This is a genomic window from Mycobacterium sp. NGS51, assembly GCF_059812525.1.
This window is the reverse complement of the sequence record NZ_JCALCV010000011.1, coordinates 69,582-85,190: the sequence shown is the minus strand read 5'-3', so window position 1 is coordinate 85,190 and position 15,609 is coordinate 69,582. Positions and strand designations below refer to the sequence as shown.

Annotated in this window: 15 protein-coding genes and 1 pseudogene; 13 read left to right on the top strand and 3 right to left on the bottom strand. The window is 66.9% G+C overall.

Annotated features, from left to right (window positions below; translation table 11 throughout):
* Positions 1–12: 12 nt before the first annotated feature.
* The 7 genes and pseudogenes from gad to tsaD all read left to right on the top strand — a co-directional run bounded on the left by gad (position 13) and on the right by tsaD (position 6,319).
* Positions 13–1,392 carry a glutamate decarboxylase gene (gene gad, locus AC5Y5W_RS15030; RefSeq protein ID WP_500010854.1) on the top strand — a complete coding sequence of 460 codons (1,380 nt, stop codon included), beginning with the start codon at positions 13–15 and terminating at the stop codon, positions 1,390–1,392.
* A 108-nt stretch (positions 1,393–1,500) separates the two neighbouring features.
* Positions 1,501–2,655 (top strand): alanine racemase, encoded by a 1,155-nt coding sequence (gene alr / locus AC5Y5W_RS15025; RefSeq protein ID WP_500010852.1) that lies wholly within the window; start codon positions 1,501–1,503, stop codon positions 2,653–2,655.
* Positions 2,652–3,776, top strand: a complete 1,125-nt coding sequence (locus tag AC5Y5W_RS15020) for an alpha/beta fold hydrolase (protein WP_500010850.1) — start codon at positions 2,652–2,654, stop codon at positions 3,774–3,776. Before alr ends, AC5Y5W_RS15020 begins: the two co-directional genes overlap by 4 nt.
* Positions 3,769–4,233, top strand: a complete 465-nt coding sequence (tsaE, locus tag AC5Y5W_RS15015; protein ID WP_500010848.1) for a tRNA (adenosine(37)-N6)-threonylcarbamoyltransferase complex ATPase subunit type 1 TsaE — start codon at positions 3,769–3,771, stop codon at positions 4,231–4,233. Before AC5Y5W_RS15020 ends, tsaE begins: the two co-directional genes overlap by 8 nt.
* Positions 4,233–4,841 (top strand): annotated as a pseudogene (tsaB, locus tag AC5Y5W_RS15010) (tRNA (adenosine(37)-N6)-threonylcarbamoyltransferase complex dimerization subunit type 1 TsaB); the annotation flags it as partial. The gene tsaE and the pseudogene tsaB, both read left to right, overlap by 1 nt.
* A gap of 9 nt (positions 4,842–4,850) precedes the next feature.
* A complete protein-coding gene (gene rimI, locus AC5Y5W_RS15005; protein ID WP_500010981.1) occupies positions 4,851–5,297 on the top strand; it encodes a ribosomal protein S18-alanine N-acetyltransferase in 447 nt (148 codons plus the stop codon).
* Positions 5,294–6,319, top strand: coding sequence for a tRNA (adenosine(37)-N6)-threonylcarbamoyltransferase complex transferase subunit TsaD (gene tsaD / locus AC5Y5W_RS15000; protein WP_500010846.1), 1,026 nt, complete (start codon positions 5,294–5,296; stop codon positions 6,317–6,319). Before rimI ends, tsaD begins: the two co-directional genes overlap by 4 nt.
* Here tsaD and AC5Y5W_RS14995 read toward each other — a convergent pair.
* Positions 6,316–6,912, bottom strand: coding sequence for a C39 family peptidase (locus AC5Y5W_RS14995; RefSeq protein WP_500010979.1), 597 nt, complete (start codon positions 6,910–6,912; stop codon positions 6,316–6,318). The genes tsaD and AC5Y5W_RS14995 overlap by 4 nt on opposite strands.
* Before the next feature lie 225 nt (positions 6,913–7,137).
* Between AC5Y5W_RS14995 and groES the strand changes: the two genes are divergently transcribed.
* The 3 genes from groES to AC5Y5W_RS14980 all read left to right on the top strand — a co-directional run bounded on the left by groES (position 7,138) and on the right by AC5Y5W_RS14980 (position 10,722).
* Positions 7,138–7,440 carry a co-chaperone GroES gene (gene groES / locus AC5Y5W_RS14990; protein WP_045384501.1) on the top strand — a complete coding sequence of 101 codons (303 nt, stop codon included), beginning with the start codon at positions 7,138–7,140 and terminating at the stop codon, positions 7,438–7,440.
* A gap of 85 nt (positions 7,441–7,525) precedes the next feature.
* Positions 7,526–9,145, top strand: a complete 1,620-nt coding sequence (gene groL, locus AC5Y5W_RS14985) for a chaperonin GroEL (RefSeq protein ID WP_500010844.1) — start codon at positions 7,526–7,528, stop codon at positions 9,143–9,145.
* A 53-nt stretch (positions 9,146–9,198) separates the two neighbouring features.
* Positions 9,199–10,722 (top strand): adenylate/guanylate cyclase domain-containing protein, encoded by a 1,524-nt coding sequence (locus AC5Y5W_RS14980; RefSeq protein WP_500010842.1) that lies wholly within the window; start codon positions 9,199–9,201, stop codon positions 10,720–10,722.
* Positions 10,723–10,810: 88 nt separating this feature from the next.
* Here the strand turns inward: AC5Y5W_RS14980 and AC5Y5W_RS14975 are convergent, their stop codons facing one another.
* Positions 10,811–11,527 (bottom strand): superoxide dismutase family protein, encoded by a 717-nt coding sequence (locus AC5Y5W_RS14975; protein WP_500010840.1) that lies wholly within the window; start codon positions 11,525–11,527, stop codon positions 10,811–10,813.
* A 90-nt stretch (positions 11,528–11,617) separates the two neighbouring features.
* On the opposite strand from AC5Y5W_RS14975, the gene AC5Y5W_RS14970 reads away from it, so the two are divergent.
* Positions 11,618–12,541 carry an LLM class F420-dependent oxidoreductase gene (locus AC5Y5W_RS14970; RefSeq protein WP_500010838.1) on the top strand — a complete coding sequence of 308 codons (924 nt, stop codon included), beginning with the start codon at positions 11,618–11,620 and terminating at the stop codon, positions 12,539–12,541.
* A 68-nt stretch (positions 12,542–12,609) separates the two neighbouring features.
* Positions 12,610–14,127, top strand: coding sequence for an adenylate/guanylate cyclase domain-containing protein (locus AC5Y5W_RS14965; protein ID WP_500010836.1), 1,518 nt, complete (start codon positions 12,610–12,612; stop codon positions 14,125–14,127).
* Here AC5Y5W_RS14965 and AC5Y5W_RS14960 read toward each other — a convergent pair.
* Positions 14,124–14,432 (bottom strand): WhiB family transcriptional regulator, encoded by a 309-nt coding sequence (locus AC5Y5W_RS14960; RefSeq protein WP_500010834.1) that lies wholly within the window; start codon positions 14,430–14,432, stop codon positions 14,124–14,126. The two genes, AC5Y5W_RS14965 and AC5Y5W_RS14960, sit on opposite strands and share 4 nt — an antisense overlap.
* Before the next feature lie 341 nt (positions 14,433–14,773).
* Here AC5Y5W_RS14960 and AC5Y5W_RS14955 point away from each other — a divergent pair, with 341 nt between their 5' ends.
* Positions 14,774–15,589 carry a hypothetical protein gene (locus tag AC5Y5W_RS14955; protein WP_500010833.1) on the top strand — a complete coding sequence of 272 codons (816 nt, stop codon included), beginning with the start codon at positions 14,774–14,776 and terminating at the stop codon, positions 15,587–15,589.
* Positions 15,590–15,609: the final 20 nt, after the last annotated feature.

The following is a 15,609-nucleotide window of genomic DNA, read 5'->3' as shown; positions in this document are numbered from 1 at the left end:
AAAGGATTCGCCGTGCCCCATCCTTCAGTTCCTGCGCATTCGGTGAGCCCGGCCTACACCGGCCGGTTGTTCACCGCGCCGGTGCCCGCGTTGCGGATGCCCGACGAGGCGATGGATCCCGAAGCCGCCTATCGCTTCATCCACGACGAGTTGATGCTCGACGGCAGCTCGCGGCTGAATCTGGCCACGTTCGTCACCACCTGGATGGATCCCGAGGCCGGGAAGCTGATGGCCGAGACGTTCGACAAGAACATGATCGACAAGGACGAATATCCTGCCACCGCGGCCATCGAGCAGCGCTGCGTGTGCATGGTCGCCGATTTGTTCCATGCCGAGGGGTTGCGCGACGACGACCCGTCCACCGCGATCGGGGTGTCGACGATCGGCTCGTCTGAGGCGGTGATGCTGGGCGGGCTGGCGCTGAAGTGGCGTTGGCGCCAAAAGGTCGGCGCGGACTGGAAACGCCGCACCCCCAACCTGGTGATGGGCTCCAACGTGCAGGTGGTCTGGGAGAAGTTCTGCCGCTACTTCGATGTCGAGCCCCGCTACCTGCCGATGGAAGAAGGCCGCTACGTCACCACCCCCGAGCAAGTGGTGGAGGCCGTCGACGAGGACACCATCGGCGTGGTGGCCATCCTGGGCACCACCTACACCGGTGAGCTCGAACCGGTCGCGGAGATCTGCGCGGCGCTGGACAAGCTGGCCGCGGGCGGCGGGGTCGACGTTCCGGTGCACGTCGACGCGGCCAGCGGCGGCTTTGTGGTGCCGTTCCTGCATCCGGGCCTGAAATGGGACTTCCGGCTGCCGCGGGTGGTGTCGATCAACGTCAGCGGCCACAAATACGGCCTGACCTATCCGGGCATCGGGTTCGTGGTGTGGCGCAGCCGCGAACACCTGCCCGAGGACCTGGTGTTTCGGGTCAACTACCTGGGCGGCGACATGCCGACCTTCACACTGAACTTCTCCCGGCCGGGCAACCAGGTGGTCGGCCAGTACTACAACTTCCTGCGGCTGGGCCGGGAAGGCTATACCCAAGTGATGCAGTCGCTGTCGCAGACGGCGCGCTGGCTGGGCCAGCAGCTCAAGGCGGGGGAGCATTTCGAGCTGATCTCCGACGGATCGGCCATCCCGGTGGTGGCCGCCCGGCTGCGCGGAGACCGCGGCTACACCGAGTTCGACGTCTCCCACGAACTGCGCACGTTCGGCTGGCAGGTGCCGGCCTACACCATGCCCGACAACGCCACCGACGTCTCGGTGCTGCGCATCGTGGTACGCGAAGGGCTCTCCGCCGATCTGGCGCGGGCATTGCATGACGACACCGCGACCGCGCTGAGCCACCTGGACAAGCTCAAGCCCGGCGGCCACTTCGACGAGCAGCACTTCGCCCACTGAGGGCTCTTTGCGCCGAGCGTGAAGCCACTGCGAGATTTGTGGCGTTTTTTCGCAACAGCTTCACGCTGGGCGAGGCTGGTCGCCCGCTTCTGGGACAATAGCGGGGAGATGACTGCGATTTCCCAGACGAGTGGCCTGATCGCCGAGGCGGTCGTCGACCTCGGTGCCATTGCGCACAATGTGCGGGTCCTGCGTGAACACGCCGGGCCCGCGCAGCTGATGGCCGTCGTCAAGGCCGACGGATACGGGCACGGCGCCACGCCGGTCGCCCGCGCGGCGCTGACCGCAGGCGCTGCCGAACTCGGCGTGGCCACCATCGAGGAAGCGCTCGCATTGCGCGCCGACGGCATCACGGCACCGGTGCTGGCGTGGCTGCATCGCCCCGGCACCGACTTTGCGCCGGCGGTGAGCGCCGACATCCAGATCGCGGTGTCCTCGCTGCGCCAACTCGACGAACTGCTCGACGCCGTGCGCCGCACCGGTCAGACGGCGACGGTGACGGTCAAAGCCGACACCGGGATGAACCGCAACGGTGTCCGCGCCGGCGAATACCCGTCGATGCTGGCCGAACTGTGCCGTGCGATCGCCGACGATGCCATCCGGGTGCGTGGATTGATGTCGCATCTGGCGTGTGCCGACGAGCCCGCGCACCCCGCCAACGACGTACAGGCCCAGCGGTTCGGCGAGATGCTGGCGCAGGCCAAGGACCACGGCGTGCACTTCGAGGTGGCGCATCTGGCGAATTCGCCGGCCGTGTTGACTCGCCCCGATCTGTGCTTCGACATGGTGCGGCCCGGCATTGCGGTCTACGGGCTCAACCCCTTCCCGCAGCGCGATGACCTGGACCTGGTACCGGCGATGGCCGTCAAATGCGTTGTCGCACTGGTTCGCTCGGTACGCGCCGGTGAAGGTGTGTCCTATGGGCATACCTGGATCGCCGAGCGTGACACGAATCTGGCGTTGCTGCCACTGGGCTACGCCGATGGGGTGTTCCGCTCGCTGAGCGGTCGCCTCGACGTGCTGATCAACGGCAGACGTCGCCGTAGCGTGGGGCGGGTTTGCATGGACCAGTTCGTGGTCGATCTGGGCCCGGGTACGCCAGACGTCGCTGAGGGCGATGAGGCGATCCTGTTCGGGCCGGGCACCCACGGTGAGCCCACCGCGCAGGACTGGGCTGACCTATTGGGCAGCATCCACTACGAAGTGGTAACGAGCCCTCGGGGTCGTGTTACCCGGACGTACCTCGAGGCCGAAAGTCGTTGAGCGGCGACGACCTTGACGGCGCGCACCCGGCCCGAGTGGGACTTGCCCGCTGGCTGGCCGGTGCGGCCGGTGTGGGCGCGGTGGGCACGATAGCCGGAGTGACGGTCGCTCGGCAGGTGACTCGGCGCGCCATCGCCGACGACCCATACGGCAACGAGAATTTCGAGGCGCTCGACGGCGACCGCAGCTATGTGGTGACGACGCCCGATGGGGTGCCGCTGGCGGTGCGTGAGGTGGGGCCCGTCGACGCACCGCTGACCGTGGTGTTCATCCACGGATTCTGTCTTCGAATGGGCGCCTTCTACTTTCAGCGCAAGCGGTTGTGCGAGGAGTGGGGCCCGCGGGTTCGAATGATCTTCTACGACCAGCGGGGGCACGGTCGCTCGGGCGAAGCGCCACCGGAAACCTACACGGTGTCGCAATTGGGCATGGATTTGGAGACCGTGCTGCAGGTGATTGCGCCGCGGGGCCCGATTGTGATGGTCGGCCATTCGATGGGCGGTATGACGGTGTTGTCGCATGCCAGGCAGTACCCGCACCACTACGGCAGCCGGATCGTCGGCGCGGCGTTGATTTCGTCTGCAGCCGAGGGTGTTTCGAAATCGCCGTTGGGCGAGATCCTGGAGAACCCGGCGCTGAACGCCATTCGGTTAGCTGCCCGATCCGCGCCGAAGCTGGTACACCGTGGCCGCAATGCGGCGCGTTCGCTGATCGGCCCGATTCTGCGGGCAGCATCCTATGGTGATTTCGACGTCAGCCCCAGCGTGGTGGCCTTTTCGCAGAAGATGATGCACGGCACGCCCATCCCGACAATGGTGGAGTTCCTGCACGCCCTGGAGGTGCACGACGAAACCGCCGCGCTGCCCACCCTGGGGAAGATTCCGACCCTGATCGTCTGCGGTGATCACGACCTGCTCACCCCCGACGAATATTCGCGGCGGATGGCCGACGCGCTGCCCAACTCAGAGCTGATCATCATGTCCCGGGCCGGTCATTTGGTGCTGCTGGGCAAGCCGGACCGGATCAACGACGCCTTGGTGCGGCTGGTCAGGAGGGCCACCCCGGGCCGGCTGGCGGCGCTGAGCCGGCGGTGGCGCGAACGGTCGTGGCGGCGTGGCTGAACTCGGGGCAGGTACGGCGACCCTGGCGCAGGTCGAAGACACCATCGCGCTGGGGTCGCGGCTGGGCGCCCAGCTGCGCACCGGAGACGTGGTGGTGCTCTCCGGCCCGCTTGGCGCCGGAAAGACCTTGCTTGCCAAGGGAATTGCCGAGGCACTGGATGTCGACGGGCCGGTCACGTCGCCGACATTCGTGCTGGCACGGGTGCACCCGCCGAGGCGCGCCGGCGCGCCGGCGATGATCCACGTCGACGTCTACCGGCTGCTGGATCACCACGGGGCCGATCTGCTCGGCGAGCTCGATTCGCTGGACCTGGACACCGATCTCGACGACGCCGTCGTCGTCGTGGAGTGGGGCGAGGGCCTGGCCGAACGACTTTCCGAGCGCCACCTCGACATTCGCCTCGAACGGATCACCAACTCCGACGTGCGCACCGCAACCTGGCAGTGGAGCTGCTGATGTCACGCCGCGTCCTGGCCATCGACACCGCCACACCAGCGGTCACGGCGGGAATCGTCACCGACGACCTCGATGTGCTGGCCGAGCGAATCACCGTCGACGCCCGCGCCCACGCCGAACGGCTCACGCCGAATGTGTTGGCCGCGCTCACCGATGCCGGGCTGACGATGGCCGACCTCGATGCCGTGGTGGTCGGTTGCGGGCCTGGCCCGTTCACCGGCTTGCGGGTGGGGATGGCGACCGCGGCCGCCTACGGACACGCGCTGGGCATCCCGGTCTACGGTGTGTGCAGCCTGGACGCCATCGGTGGTCAGACGGCCGGCGAGACGCTGGTCGTCACCGACGCCCGCCGGCGTGAAATCTATTGGGCCCGTTACCGCGACGGTGTTCGGGTCGGCGGGCCGGCCGTCAATGCGCCGGCCGACGTGGACCCCGACGCAGCGCGCGCGGTCGCCGGATCCCCGCAGCACGCGGCGCTGTTTGACCTGCCGCGCTGCGACCCGGCCCACCCGACGCCGGCCGGACTGGTGGCCGCGGCAGACTGGTCGGACGAGCCGGCGCCGCTGGTGCCGATGTACCTGCGCCGGCCGGACGCCAAACCAGCAGCCGAGCGCAACGTGGTGTTCGGTCCGCTCACGCCCGCGGATGCCAACCGGTGCGCCGAGCTGGAGGCGCTGCTGTTTCCCGGCGACGACCCGTGGCCCAAGGCAGCATTCATCCGCGAACTCGCCGCCAAGCACAACCATTACGTCGCCGCGCGCATCGGCGACGTGCTGGTGGGGTATGGCGGCATCTCACGGTTGGGCCGCACGCCGCCGTTCGAGTACGAGGTGCACACCATCGGTGTTGACCCGGCCTACCAGGGCCGCGGCATCGGGCGCCGGCTGCTGGGCGAGCTACTGGACTTCGCCGGCGACGGTGTTGTCCACTTGGAGGTCCGCACCGACAACGCGGCGGCGATCGCGTTGTACCGCAGCGTCGGGTTCACCGATGTCGGGCTCCGCCGACGGTACTACCGGATCAGCGGCGCCGACGCTTACACGATGCGACGGGACCCGGCATGACTGTCATTGTGGCGATCGAAAGCTCCTGCGACGAAACGGGTGTCGGCATCGCCCGACTCGACTCCGACGGCACCGTGACGCTGCTGGCCGACGAGGTGGCATCCAGTGTCGACGAGCACGTCCGGTTCGGCGGCGTGGTGCCCGAGATCGCCTCTCGAGCGCACCTGGAGGCTCTCGGCCCGACGATGCGCCGCGCGCTGACCGCAGCCGGCATCAGCCGGCCAGACGTCGTCGCCGCCACCATCGGGCCCGGGCTAGCCGGCGCGCTGCTGGTGGGAGTGGCTGCGGCCAAAGCTTATTCGGCGGCCTGGAACGTGCCGTTCTACGCGGTGAACCACCTGGGCGGGCATCTGGCCGCCGACGTCTACGAGCACGGGCCGCTGCCGCACAGCGTGGCATTGCTGGTATCCGGCGGACACACGCATCTGTTGCACGTGCGCTCACTGGGCGAGCCGATCGTCGAGTTGGGCGGCACCGTCGACGACGCCGCGGGAGAGGCCTACGACAAGGTGGCCCGGCTGCTGGGGCTCGGTTATCCGGGCGGCAGGGTGCTCGACGAGCTGGCCCGCACCGGTGACCGCGACGCAATCGTGTTCCCTCGCGGCATGACCGGACCGCGCGACGATCCGCACGCGTTCAGCTTCTCCGGTCTCAAGACCGCCGTCGCCCGGTATGTGGAAAGCCATCCCGACGCCTCGACCGCCGACATCGCGGCCGGCTTCCAGGAGGCGGTCGCCGACGTCCTGACGATGAAGGCCGTGCGTGCCGCCACTGAGCTCGGGGTCTCGACGCTGCTGATCGCCGGGGGAGTGGCAGCCAACTCGCGGCTGCGGGAGCTGGTCGAAGAACGTTGTGCCGCAGCCGGATTGACGCTGCGGATCCCGCGGCCGCGGCTGTGCACCGACAATGGCGCGATGATCGCTTCGTTTGCGGCGCACCTGGTGTCGGCCGGCGCGCCGCCGTCGCCGCTGGACGTGGCCAGCGATCCCGGCCTGCCGGTCGTGAAAGGCCAAGTGCGCTAGTTGCCGGTTTGTTGGGTGACGATGAGCAGGTTGTCGCTGGTTGACCAGGCTTGGGCGAACGTGGCCATCGGGATCTGCTCGTCGCGGCCAGTGGGGATGCCACTGTCGTTGAGGTGCACGGTGTCGTCGCGGGTGTCGACGCCGGTGACCACGACGGCGTGGTCGGGGTCGGTCCGCTGGCCCTGGCCCGGCGGGTAGTTCCAGATGGTCTCGGCGTTGAGCCCGGCGATCACCTTGTGGCCGCCGGCCAGGTCCTGCTCCAGCGCCTCCATGGTGTTGCCGGTGGTCGGGTCCGATTGGATGCCGTAGTGCTGGAGCAGCACCACCATGTCTTGCGGAGAGGTGCCGTCGAATTCATAGATGGAGCCGTGGTGGGATTCGCTCTTGGTGAACAGGCCGCGTAGCTCGATGCCGATCTGGCTGGGTTCGTGACCGGTGAGCTGCCCGACCACGTCGGCGACGGCCATCAGCCCGCAGTCTTCCTGATGCTGATAGCGCCAGTACGGGGCGGCGGCTTCGGGATTGCCATACATTTGGCCGTTCGGGTCGGCGTGGGTGACCCCGGCCCCGCCGAGGGCGGCCGTAATGATCATCGCGGCCACACCGGCGCTGCGGGCGGCGGACAGGGGCAAAGCACCGGGGGGACCTTGAGTGCTAGCACTCGCGTGTATAGAGTGCTAGGTGGCAATCGGGCAATCCCTGTGTCGGCACCCGCGACGACGACGCTAGGGCGCGGCCGAAAGCCGAACACCTGGTAATTCGAAGGGTTCGGGGAGCAGCCCCGGGCTCACACACTGATCAAGTGGAGGGCTCCAATCGTGGCGAGCGTGAACATCAAGCCACTCGAGGACAAGATCCTCGTACAGGCCAACGAGGCCGAGACCACGACCGCGTCCGGTCTGGTCATTCCCGACACCGCCAAGGAGAAGCCGCAGGAAGGCACCGTCGTCGCCGTCGGCCCCGGCCGGTGGGACGAGGACGGCGAGAAGCGAATCCCGCTGGACGTGTCCGAGGGTGACACCGTCATCTACAGCAAGTACGGCGGCACCGAGATCAAGTACAACGGCGAGGAGTACCTGATCCTGTCGGCCCGCGACGTGCTGGCCGTCGTCTCCAAGTAGCAACAGGCGTGTTCCGCCCCGGCGATCCCCGCAGTATGCGGGTGATCCCCGGGGCGGTTCGCTCTAACCGGGACAGGAAAGACTTATGAGCAAGCAGATTGAGTTCAACGAAACCGCGCGCCGCGCCCTGGAAACCGGGGTGGACAAGCTCGCCGACGCGGTGCGAGTCACCCTCGGCCCGCGTGGCCGGCATGTGGTGCTGGCCAAAGCTTTTGGCGGGCCTGCGGTCACTAACGACGGCGTCACCGTGGCCCGGGAGATCGACCTGGAAGACCCCTTCGAGAACCTCGGCGCCCAGCTGGTGAAGTCGGTGGCCACCAAGACCAACGACGTCGCCGGTGACGGCACCACCACCGCCACCGTGCTGGCCCAGGCGCTGATCAAGGCCGGTCTGCGCAACGTAGCCGCCGGCGCCAACCCGATCGCGTTGGGGGCGGGCATCAGCAAGGCCGCCGACGCGGTCTCGGAGGCGCTGCTGGCAGCGGCCACCCCGGTGTCCGGCACGACCGGCATCGCGCAGGTCGCCACGGTGTCGTCGCGCGACGAACAGATCGGCGAGCTCGTCGGCGAGGCGATGACCAAGGTCGGTCACGACGGCGTGGTCAGCGTCGAGGAGTCGTCGACGCTGTCCACCGAGCTGGAGTTCACCGAGGGTGTCGGCTTCGACAAGGGCTTCCTGTCGGCGTACTTCGTCACCGACTTCGATGCGCAACAGGCCGTGCTCGACGACGCCCTGATCCTGTTGCATCGCGACAAGATCAGCTCGTTGCCCGACCTGCTGCCGTTGCTGGAGAAGGTGGCCGAAGCGGGCAAGCCGCTGCTGGTGATCGCCGAGGACGTCGAAGGTGAGGCGCTTTCGACACTGGTGGTCAACGCGATCCGCAAGACACTGAAGGCCGTCGCGGTCAAGGCGCCGTTCTTCGGGGATCGCCGCAAGGCCTTCCTGGAGGATTTGGCGGTGGTGACCGGTGGCCAGGTGGTCAACCCCGACGTTGGCCTGGTGCTGCGGGAGGCGGGCCTGGACGTGCTGGGCTCGGCGCGACGCGTGGTGGTCAGCAAGGACGACACCGTCATCGTCGAGGGCGGCGGCGGCCAAGACGCCATTGCTGACCGGGCCAAGCAGTTGCGTGCGGAGATCGAGACGACCGACTCCGACTGGGACCGCGAAAAGCTCGAAGAGCGGCTGGCCAAGCTGTCCGGTGGGGTGGCCGTCATCAAAGTCGGTGCCGCCACCGAGACCGCGCTCAAGGAGCGCAAGGAAAGCGTCGAGGACGCTGTCGCCGCCGCCAAGGCCGCGGTCGAAGAGGGCATTGTCACTGGCGGTGGATCCGCTTTGTTGCAGGCCCGCACGGCGTTGACCGATCTGCGCGGGTCGCTGTCCGGTGACGAGATCCTCGGGGTCGACGTGTTCTCCGATGCGCTCAGTGCGCCGCTGTACTGGATTGCCGTCAACGCCGGGCTGGACGGCTCGGTGGCGGTCCACAAGGTCAACGAACTGCCGGCTGGGCATGGTCTGAATGCGGCCACGCTCGACTACGGCGACTTGGCCGCGGCCGGCGTTATCGACCCGGTCAAGGTGACCCGCTCCGCAGTGCTCAACGCGGCGTCGGTTGCCCGGATGGTGCTGACCACCGAGACGGCGGTGGTCGACAAGCCGGCAGAGCCTGAGGACGACGGCCACGGTCACGGTCACCATCACCACTAGGTAGTGCCGAAGAAACACCCCCGGTTCATCGCCGGGGGTGTTTCGTTATCGGCATGGATCGCATCTGGCAATCGACGTGGGATCGGTACAAGTCCAGGTATTCGTGGGCATGCTGGGCACTCATGCTCACCCTGGCACTCCCGGTCTATCTCGCCTGGTCGTTGGGCATCGTCGCTTTCGAGAGATCTGATCACTACACCGAGGCGGCCGCAGTGACCGTAATCGCCGTGCTCGCGTACCTGTATGTGGTGGCAGTTCCCGGCGGAAGGTACCCCCGCCTCATTGAGCGGTGGGCGGCCGGCGACGACGTTGATCGAGAGAGCGCACTGCGCGCCAGCTATAGCTATGGCCGGCAGTTGCTTGCGAGAGGGGTGGTCGTCACCTTTTTTTGGATCGCGGCGCTGTTCGTTGTTATCGGGATGATTGCCGGAGCGAGCGGGTCACGGCTCATCCAGTACGCGTTTCTGGGCGCCATTGCCGGAACTACCGGCCAGCTGATCACTGTGCATGGCCTCGTCGAAGCAATCTTGCGGCCCGTCAGGGCTGCGCTTGCCTCGGATACGGAGATCGGCGATTCCCTGCCCCGCTCTCGCCCGGCATTCGCCACGTGGACCAACGTGGCCATGCTTGCCGTGGGATTCGCGTTTGCTGTTGCGGGCGCGATTCTGGGAGCCGTGTTAGACGTGACCAGGAACGGCCCTGCCCTCGCCATGTTGATCGGTGGTGTACTGGTGCTCGTTATCGGGCCGTCGCTCTGGGCCGCGTACTCGCCACTCCTGCAACCCATTCGCGATCTCGCCGCAGGAACCGAACGTGTTGCGGCGGGTGATTTCAGCCGACGCCTGCCGGTGGTTCAGGACGACGACCTGGGCGCGCTGGCGGCATCGTTCAACCGCATGCAGGCCGGTTTGGCTGAGCGACAACGACTTCAGGGCGCGTTCGGCACCTACGTCGATCCGGCGTTGGCGGCGCGGCTGCTTCAGCAGGGCGACGACGTGTTCACCGGCGAGCGCCGCGAGGTGACGGTGATGTTCGTCGACATCCGCGACTTCACCCCGTTCGCGGAGACCAACACCGCCGAGGACACCGTCGCCCGCCTCAACGCCCTGTTCGAAATCGTGGTGCCTGCCGTCGTCGACGCCGGCGGACACGTCAACAAGTTCCTCGGCGACGGCGCACTGGCCGTCTTCGGCGCCCCCAACGATCTCGCCGATCACGCCGACGCTGCGGTGGCCGCGGCGGTGCTGATTCAGCGCCTCGTGGCCGAGCGATTCGGCGATGAGCTTCACATCGGCATCGGCATCAACACCGGAAAGGTGATTGCCGGAACCATTGGTGGCGCAGCCAAACTGGAGTTCACGCTGATCGGCGACACCGTCAACGTCGCGGCGCGCGTCGAGCAGCTCACGAAGGCCACCGGGGACGCAATCCTGCTCACCCACCAGACCGTCGATGCCCTGGTTTCTCGACCTCCCACCCTTGCCCAACGCGGGGCTCACGCGCTGAAGGGCAAGTCAGTTCCCACAGAAGTTTTCGGGCTCGACCCAACGGCCACGCATTCACATCGCCTCGGCTGAGTGCCGAACACTTGTCTACTTGCCCCTGGATGGCACCCAGTCAGCTGGCGGGGATGCCAACGCCCACAACAGGCTTTCGCTCAGTGTGTCAGGTACCGGGCGGAAGGCTGGGGGGAGTCGTCGCGGTCGTTGTCGGTGAGGACGTGACGGTTGGGGCGCTGGTCACCGTGACGGTGCTGGTGCTCGTGGACGGCGGAGGGGCGGCCGTCGTGGTGGTGACCGTCGTTGTCGCCATGCTGGACGAGGTCGCCGTCGTTCCCGCCGAAATCACACCGCAGGCCACCCGCTTGCCCGAATCACCAGGAGGACTACTGCCCAAGGTATCCGGGTCCTGGTGAATGATCAGCGCGGTACCCGAGCCATTCTTCAGCTCCGCGGCAGTGAACGCGCTCGTTGTCGTGACGAGCTTCGCCGCGCCGTCCGGGCGCACCTGCAAGGCAGTCAGTTCGCCGCTAGCCGGATACCCGCTGTGATCCGGCGCCTGAAAGACCTCCCCCGCCGAGTTGAAGTCGGCCTCGCATTTGCCCACCGAGTGGATTTGCAGCCCATGGAAACCGGGCGCCAGTACCTGGTTGGGACCGGCTTCCACGGTCACCGTCGCATAGCCATTGGCGAACTCGAGGGTGGCGTTGGCGACCACAGTCTCGTCGGCGCTCTTCAGCTGCGTAGTCATCTTCTCCGCGCCGGGCGGAGTGACGGTGAGTGGTGACGTATTGGGCTGGCTGATGTTCTGCTTCGTGCATGCACCTAACGGAGCGATGCTCGCGGTGAGCACCGCGACGGCTACGGCTGCGGCCTTTTTCATGCGCGGGGCCTACCCCGATTGGCCGATGTAGAAACGGGAGCGACGTGGACTACGGAATTACAACCGCGTCGGCCGCTGTTGCACTTCGGCATGACTATTCGACTCGGATTGCAGATTCCCAACTTTTCCTATGGCACGTCAGTCGCCGAACTGTTTCCCGCTGTCACGGCCCAGGCACAGGAGGCAGAGGCCGCCGGATTCGACACCGTCCTGCTGATGGACCACTTCTATCAATTGCCGGGACTGGGCGAACCCGACGAACCCATGCTGGAGGCCTACACCGCGCTGGGCGCTTTGGCCACGGCAACCGAGCGGGTCAACCTGTCAACCTTGGTGACCGGCAACACCTATCGCAACCCGACGTTGCTCGCCAAGACAATAACGACGCTGGACGTTGTCAGCGCGGGGCGTGCCATCTTGGGTCTCGGCGCGGGCTGGTTCGAGCTGGAGCATCGACAGCTGGGCTTCGAGTTCGACACGTTCACGGAGCGTTTCGAAAAACTCGAGGAGGCGTTGCAGATCATCGTTCCGATGTTGCACGGCGAGCGGCCGAGCTTCTCCGGGAAGTGGTATCACACCGAGAACGCGATAAACGAGCCCCGCTATCGAGACCATATTCCGGTCATGCTCGGCGGCGGCGGTGAGAAGAAGACGTTCCGGCTGGCCGCCCGCTACGCCGACCATCTCAACATCATTGCCGGCATCTCCGAGCTGCCCGCCAAGCTGGCGGCCCTCCGGCAACGCTGCGCCGAAATAGACCGGGATCCAAAGACTTTGGAAACCAGCTGCCTGCTGACGGTGGTGCTCGACGGTTACGATGCACCCCGCGATATCGGCGAGGCGCGCAGTGGCCGGGCGGTCACCGGCACGCCCGATCAAGTAGCCGACGAGATCAAACGGCGGGTGCTTGACCCCGGCATAGATGGCGTGATCATCAATCTTCCGACACACCGTCACACACCCGGTGTCATCACCAAGATGGGCGAGACACTCAGGCCGCTGGTCGACGCATAATGGCGCGGCCAACCGGGCAGCTCGACGAATAGCCGCAGCTCAGTGGCGTTTACGTTTAATCTCGCACCATGGACCGCTTCTGCCAGTGGGCATGGGATCGCTACGGAGCGAGGTACTCATGGGTGTCCTTCGCGGTCGCGATCGTGGTACCGGTGCCGATCTACCTCACTTTGTCGTTCGCCATCGTGGCTTTCGAGAACTCCAGTCGCTACCTCGCAGCGTCCGCCGCCACCGGCGTCACCATGCTGGTGCTCGCCTACGGGCTGGTGTTGCCTGGTCGTGGCGCATGGCGGGTCATCCAGCGATGGGCTGCGGGTGACGAGGTCGATGCAGCGACGGCACTGGAGGCCACCTACGCCTGGTCCCGCCGTGCCGTTGTCCGAGGGCTGGCGGTCATCTCGGTGTGCGCGACCCTGTTGTCGGTCCTCGTCGGAAGCCTGGCCGGCGCACACGGACTGCGACTGCTCCAGTATGCGGTCGTGGGTGCCGCTCTCGGGGCCGGCTCCCATCTGGTCGGGGTGCACAGTGTGCCGGAAACGCCGATGCGGCCGGTACGGGCCGCCCTTAGCGGTGACAGCGGCATCGGCGACGCGTTGCCTCGCTCTCGCCCTACCTTCGCGACGTGGTCGAACGTATCCGCAGTCGCGGTCGCATTCGGGTTCTCCATCGCGGGTGCGATGCTGGCGGCTGTCTTCGACCGAGCCAGCCAGGACCCGGTGCTGTGGGTCGTGATCGGCTGCGCGTTGACGCTCGGCTTGGGGGTGCCGATAACGATCGGCGGTGTCTTCGTGCCGTCGTTGCAGCCGATTCGCGACCTTGCCGAGGCCACGAAACGCGTCGCGGCCGGTGACTACAGCCGCCGTTTGCCAGTGGTCCAGGACAGCGACCTGGGCGCGCTTGCAGCATCGTTCAACCGCATGCAGGCCGGCCTCGCCGAGCGACAGCGACTCCAGGGCGCGTTCGGCACCTACGTCGATCCGGCGTTGGCGGCGCGGTTGCTTCAGCAGGGCGACGACGTCTTCACCGGTGAGCGCCGCGAGGTGACCGTGATGTTCGTCGACATCCGCGACTTCACCCCGTTCGCCGAGACGAACACCGCCGAGGACACCGTCGCCCGCCTCAACGCCTTGTTCGAGATCGTGGTGCCCGCCGTCGTCGACGCCGGCGGACACGTCAACAAGTTCCTCGGCGACGGCGCGCTGGCCGTCTTCGGCGCCCCGAATGACCTCGCCGATCATGCCGGCGCAGCGCTGAGCGCCGCTGTACTGATTCAGCGCCTCGTCGCCGCGCGCTTCGACGGCGCGCTTCGCATCGGCATCGGCATCAACACCGGAAAAGTGATCGCCGGAACCATCGGTGCCGTTGGCAAGCTCGAGTTCACCCTGATCGGCGACACCGTCAACGTCGCTGCCCGCGTCGAGCAGCTCACCAAGGCCACCGGTGACGCGATTCTGCTCACCCAGCAGTCAGTCGACGCCCTGGTTCCCCGGCCACTCGGACTGATCGACAGGGGATCTCACGCCCTGAAGGGAAAGTCAACAGCCGTGCAGGTTTTCGGGTTGGACCGTGATCCGGTCAACTCTTAGGCCGTGCGGCGAATCCCGCGGGAGCGGCCCAGGCCGCGCTTGAGCAACAGATCGCGTTCGGTCTCCGACAGACCGCCCCAGATGCCGTACGGTTCGCCGACCTCCAGTGCGTGGGTGCGGCACTGCTCGATCACCGGGCAGCTTCGGCACATCTCCTTGGCGCGGCGTTCGCGTTGCAGACGGGCGCGGCCGCGCTCACCGTCGGGATGGAAGAACACCGACGAATCCACCCCTCGGCAAGCGCCTTGCAGTTGCCAATCCCAGATATCGGCGTTGGGTCCCGGTAGTTGCTCTGGCTGTGGCATGGAAACTCCTCTCCGCGTGCGCATGTGGAGACCAGTTTTCGAACAGGCAGGTCGCCAGCTGATTCGAGCAACGTCGCCGATGACTACTCGTTGACATTAAGGTATGGGTACCGCGGAAATTCCGTCAATCTCGGCCTCTGTGACCGAATATCCAACTGTGCCTTGAGAATTTACTTCGCGTTCATCGTCGCGATGCAATTGTTGGGGGCACCAGGTGCTACCGCGACAGTGCTCTATGCCGGGATTTGCCTGTTCATGCCTCGACGGCATGGGAACCCCGATAATTATTATCGGCGCTGGGTTAATGTCGCCGTAACAAAGAAACCACGAACTTTTAACTAATGCTCACAGTGATCGATACTCATTGCGCTTCGAAGATCGAGGCAATACTGGCCGCCGCGGCGTTCGGAGATCAGCCCGGACACTGGCCGCTGCCGGCCGCGGACACACCGCAGCAGCTGTGGCTGCGCGCGGTCGCAGCGGGCGGGCAGGGCCGCTACGGCAGCGCGCGTACCGATTTGGCGACGCTTATCCGCGCCGCGCCGAGCGGCCGGTTGGCCTCGCTGGCGCACAGTACGCAGGCATCGTTTCTGCGTCAGCTCGGGTGGCACACCCTTGCCCGCGGCTGGGACGGGCGCGCGCTGGCGCTGGCCGGCAGCGATCCGGAAGCGGGCGCCGACGCGTTGATCGGGCTGGCCGCCGACGCGCTGGGTGTCGGTCGCTTCGCGGCGTCGGCGGCGTTGCTGAGCCGCGCGGAGCCGTTGACGGAGCCAGCCGGCCACCGGTTGGCGGTGCGCCGCGCGTGGGTCACTGCCGAGCTGGCGATGGCGACCGGCGACGGCCAGCGCGCCGTCCGGCACGCCGAAGTCGCGGTCAAGCGGGCGGCGGCCGCCGAATCGGCGCGACACCGGGCCAAAAGCGACGTGGTGCTGGCCGCGGCGCTGTGCAGCGCCGGCGACCTGGATCGGGCCAGAGCAGTCGGTGAGGCGGCGCTGGAAGACACCGGCCGGTTGGGTCTGGTGCCGTTGCGCTGGGCCGTGGCCTGTCTGCTGGTCGACCTCGGCAGCGCCGCGCACACAAGCCAAGCACTGCGCGAGATGCGCGACACGTCGGCCGAACAAGTGCGCCACGCCGGAGGCGCCTGGAGCGCACGCTAACCGGGAAACGGCGTATCGGA

What these genes read in the sequence shown, in the direction of transcription:
- alr (WP_500010852.1), top strand. Translation starts at nt 1,501, where the DNA reads ATGACTGCGATTTCCCAGACGAGTGGCCTGATCGCCGAGGCGGTCGTC.
- tsaD (WP_500010846.1), top strand. Translation starts at nt 5,294, where the DNA reads ATGACTGTCATTGTGGCGATCGAAAGCTCCTGCGACGAAACGGGTGTC.
- AC5Y5W_RS14995 (WP_500010979.1), bottom strand. Translation starts at nt 6,912, where the DNA reads ATGATCATTACGGCCGCCCTCGGCGGGGCCGGGGTCACCCACGCCGAC.
- groL (WP_500010844.1), top strand. Translation starts at nt 7,526, where the DNA reads ATGAGCAAGCAGATTGAGTTCAACGAAACCGCGCGCCGCGCCCTGGAA.
- AC5Y5W_RS14980 (WP_500010842.1), top strand. Translation starts at nt 9,199, where the DNA reads ATGGATCGCATCTGGCAATCGACGTGGGATCGGTACAAGTCCAGGTAT.
- AC5Y5W_RS14975 (WP_500010840.1), bottom strand. Translation starts at nt 11,527, where the DNA reads ATGAAAAAGGCCGCAGCCGTAGCCGTCGCGGTGCTCACCGCGAGCATC.
- AC5Y5W_RS14970 (WP_500010838.1), top strand. Translation starts at nt 11,618, where the DNA reads ATGACTATTCGACTCGGATTGCAGATTCCCAACTTTTCCTATGGCACG.
- AC5Y5W_RS14965 (WP_500010836.1), top strand. Translation starts at nt 12,610, where the DNA reads ATGGACCGCTTCTGCCAGTGGGCATGGGATCGCTACGGAGCGAGGTAC.
- AC5Y5W_RS14960 (WP_500010834.1), bottom strand. Translation starts at nt 14,432, where the DNA reads ATGCCACAGCCAGAGCAACTACCGGGACCCAACGCCGATATCTGGGAT.
- AC5Y5W_RS14955 (WP_500010833.1), top strand. Translation starts at nt 14,774, where the DNA reads ATGCTCACAGTGATCGATACTCATTGCGCTTCGAAGATCGAGGCAATA.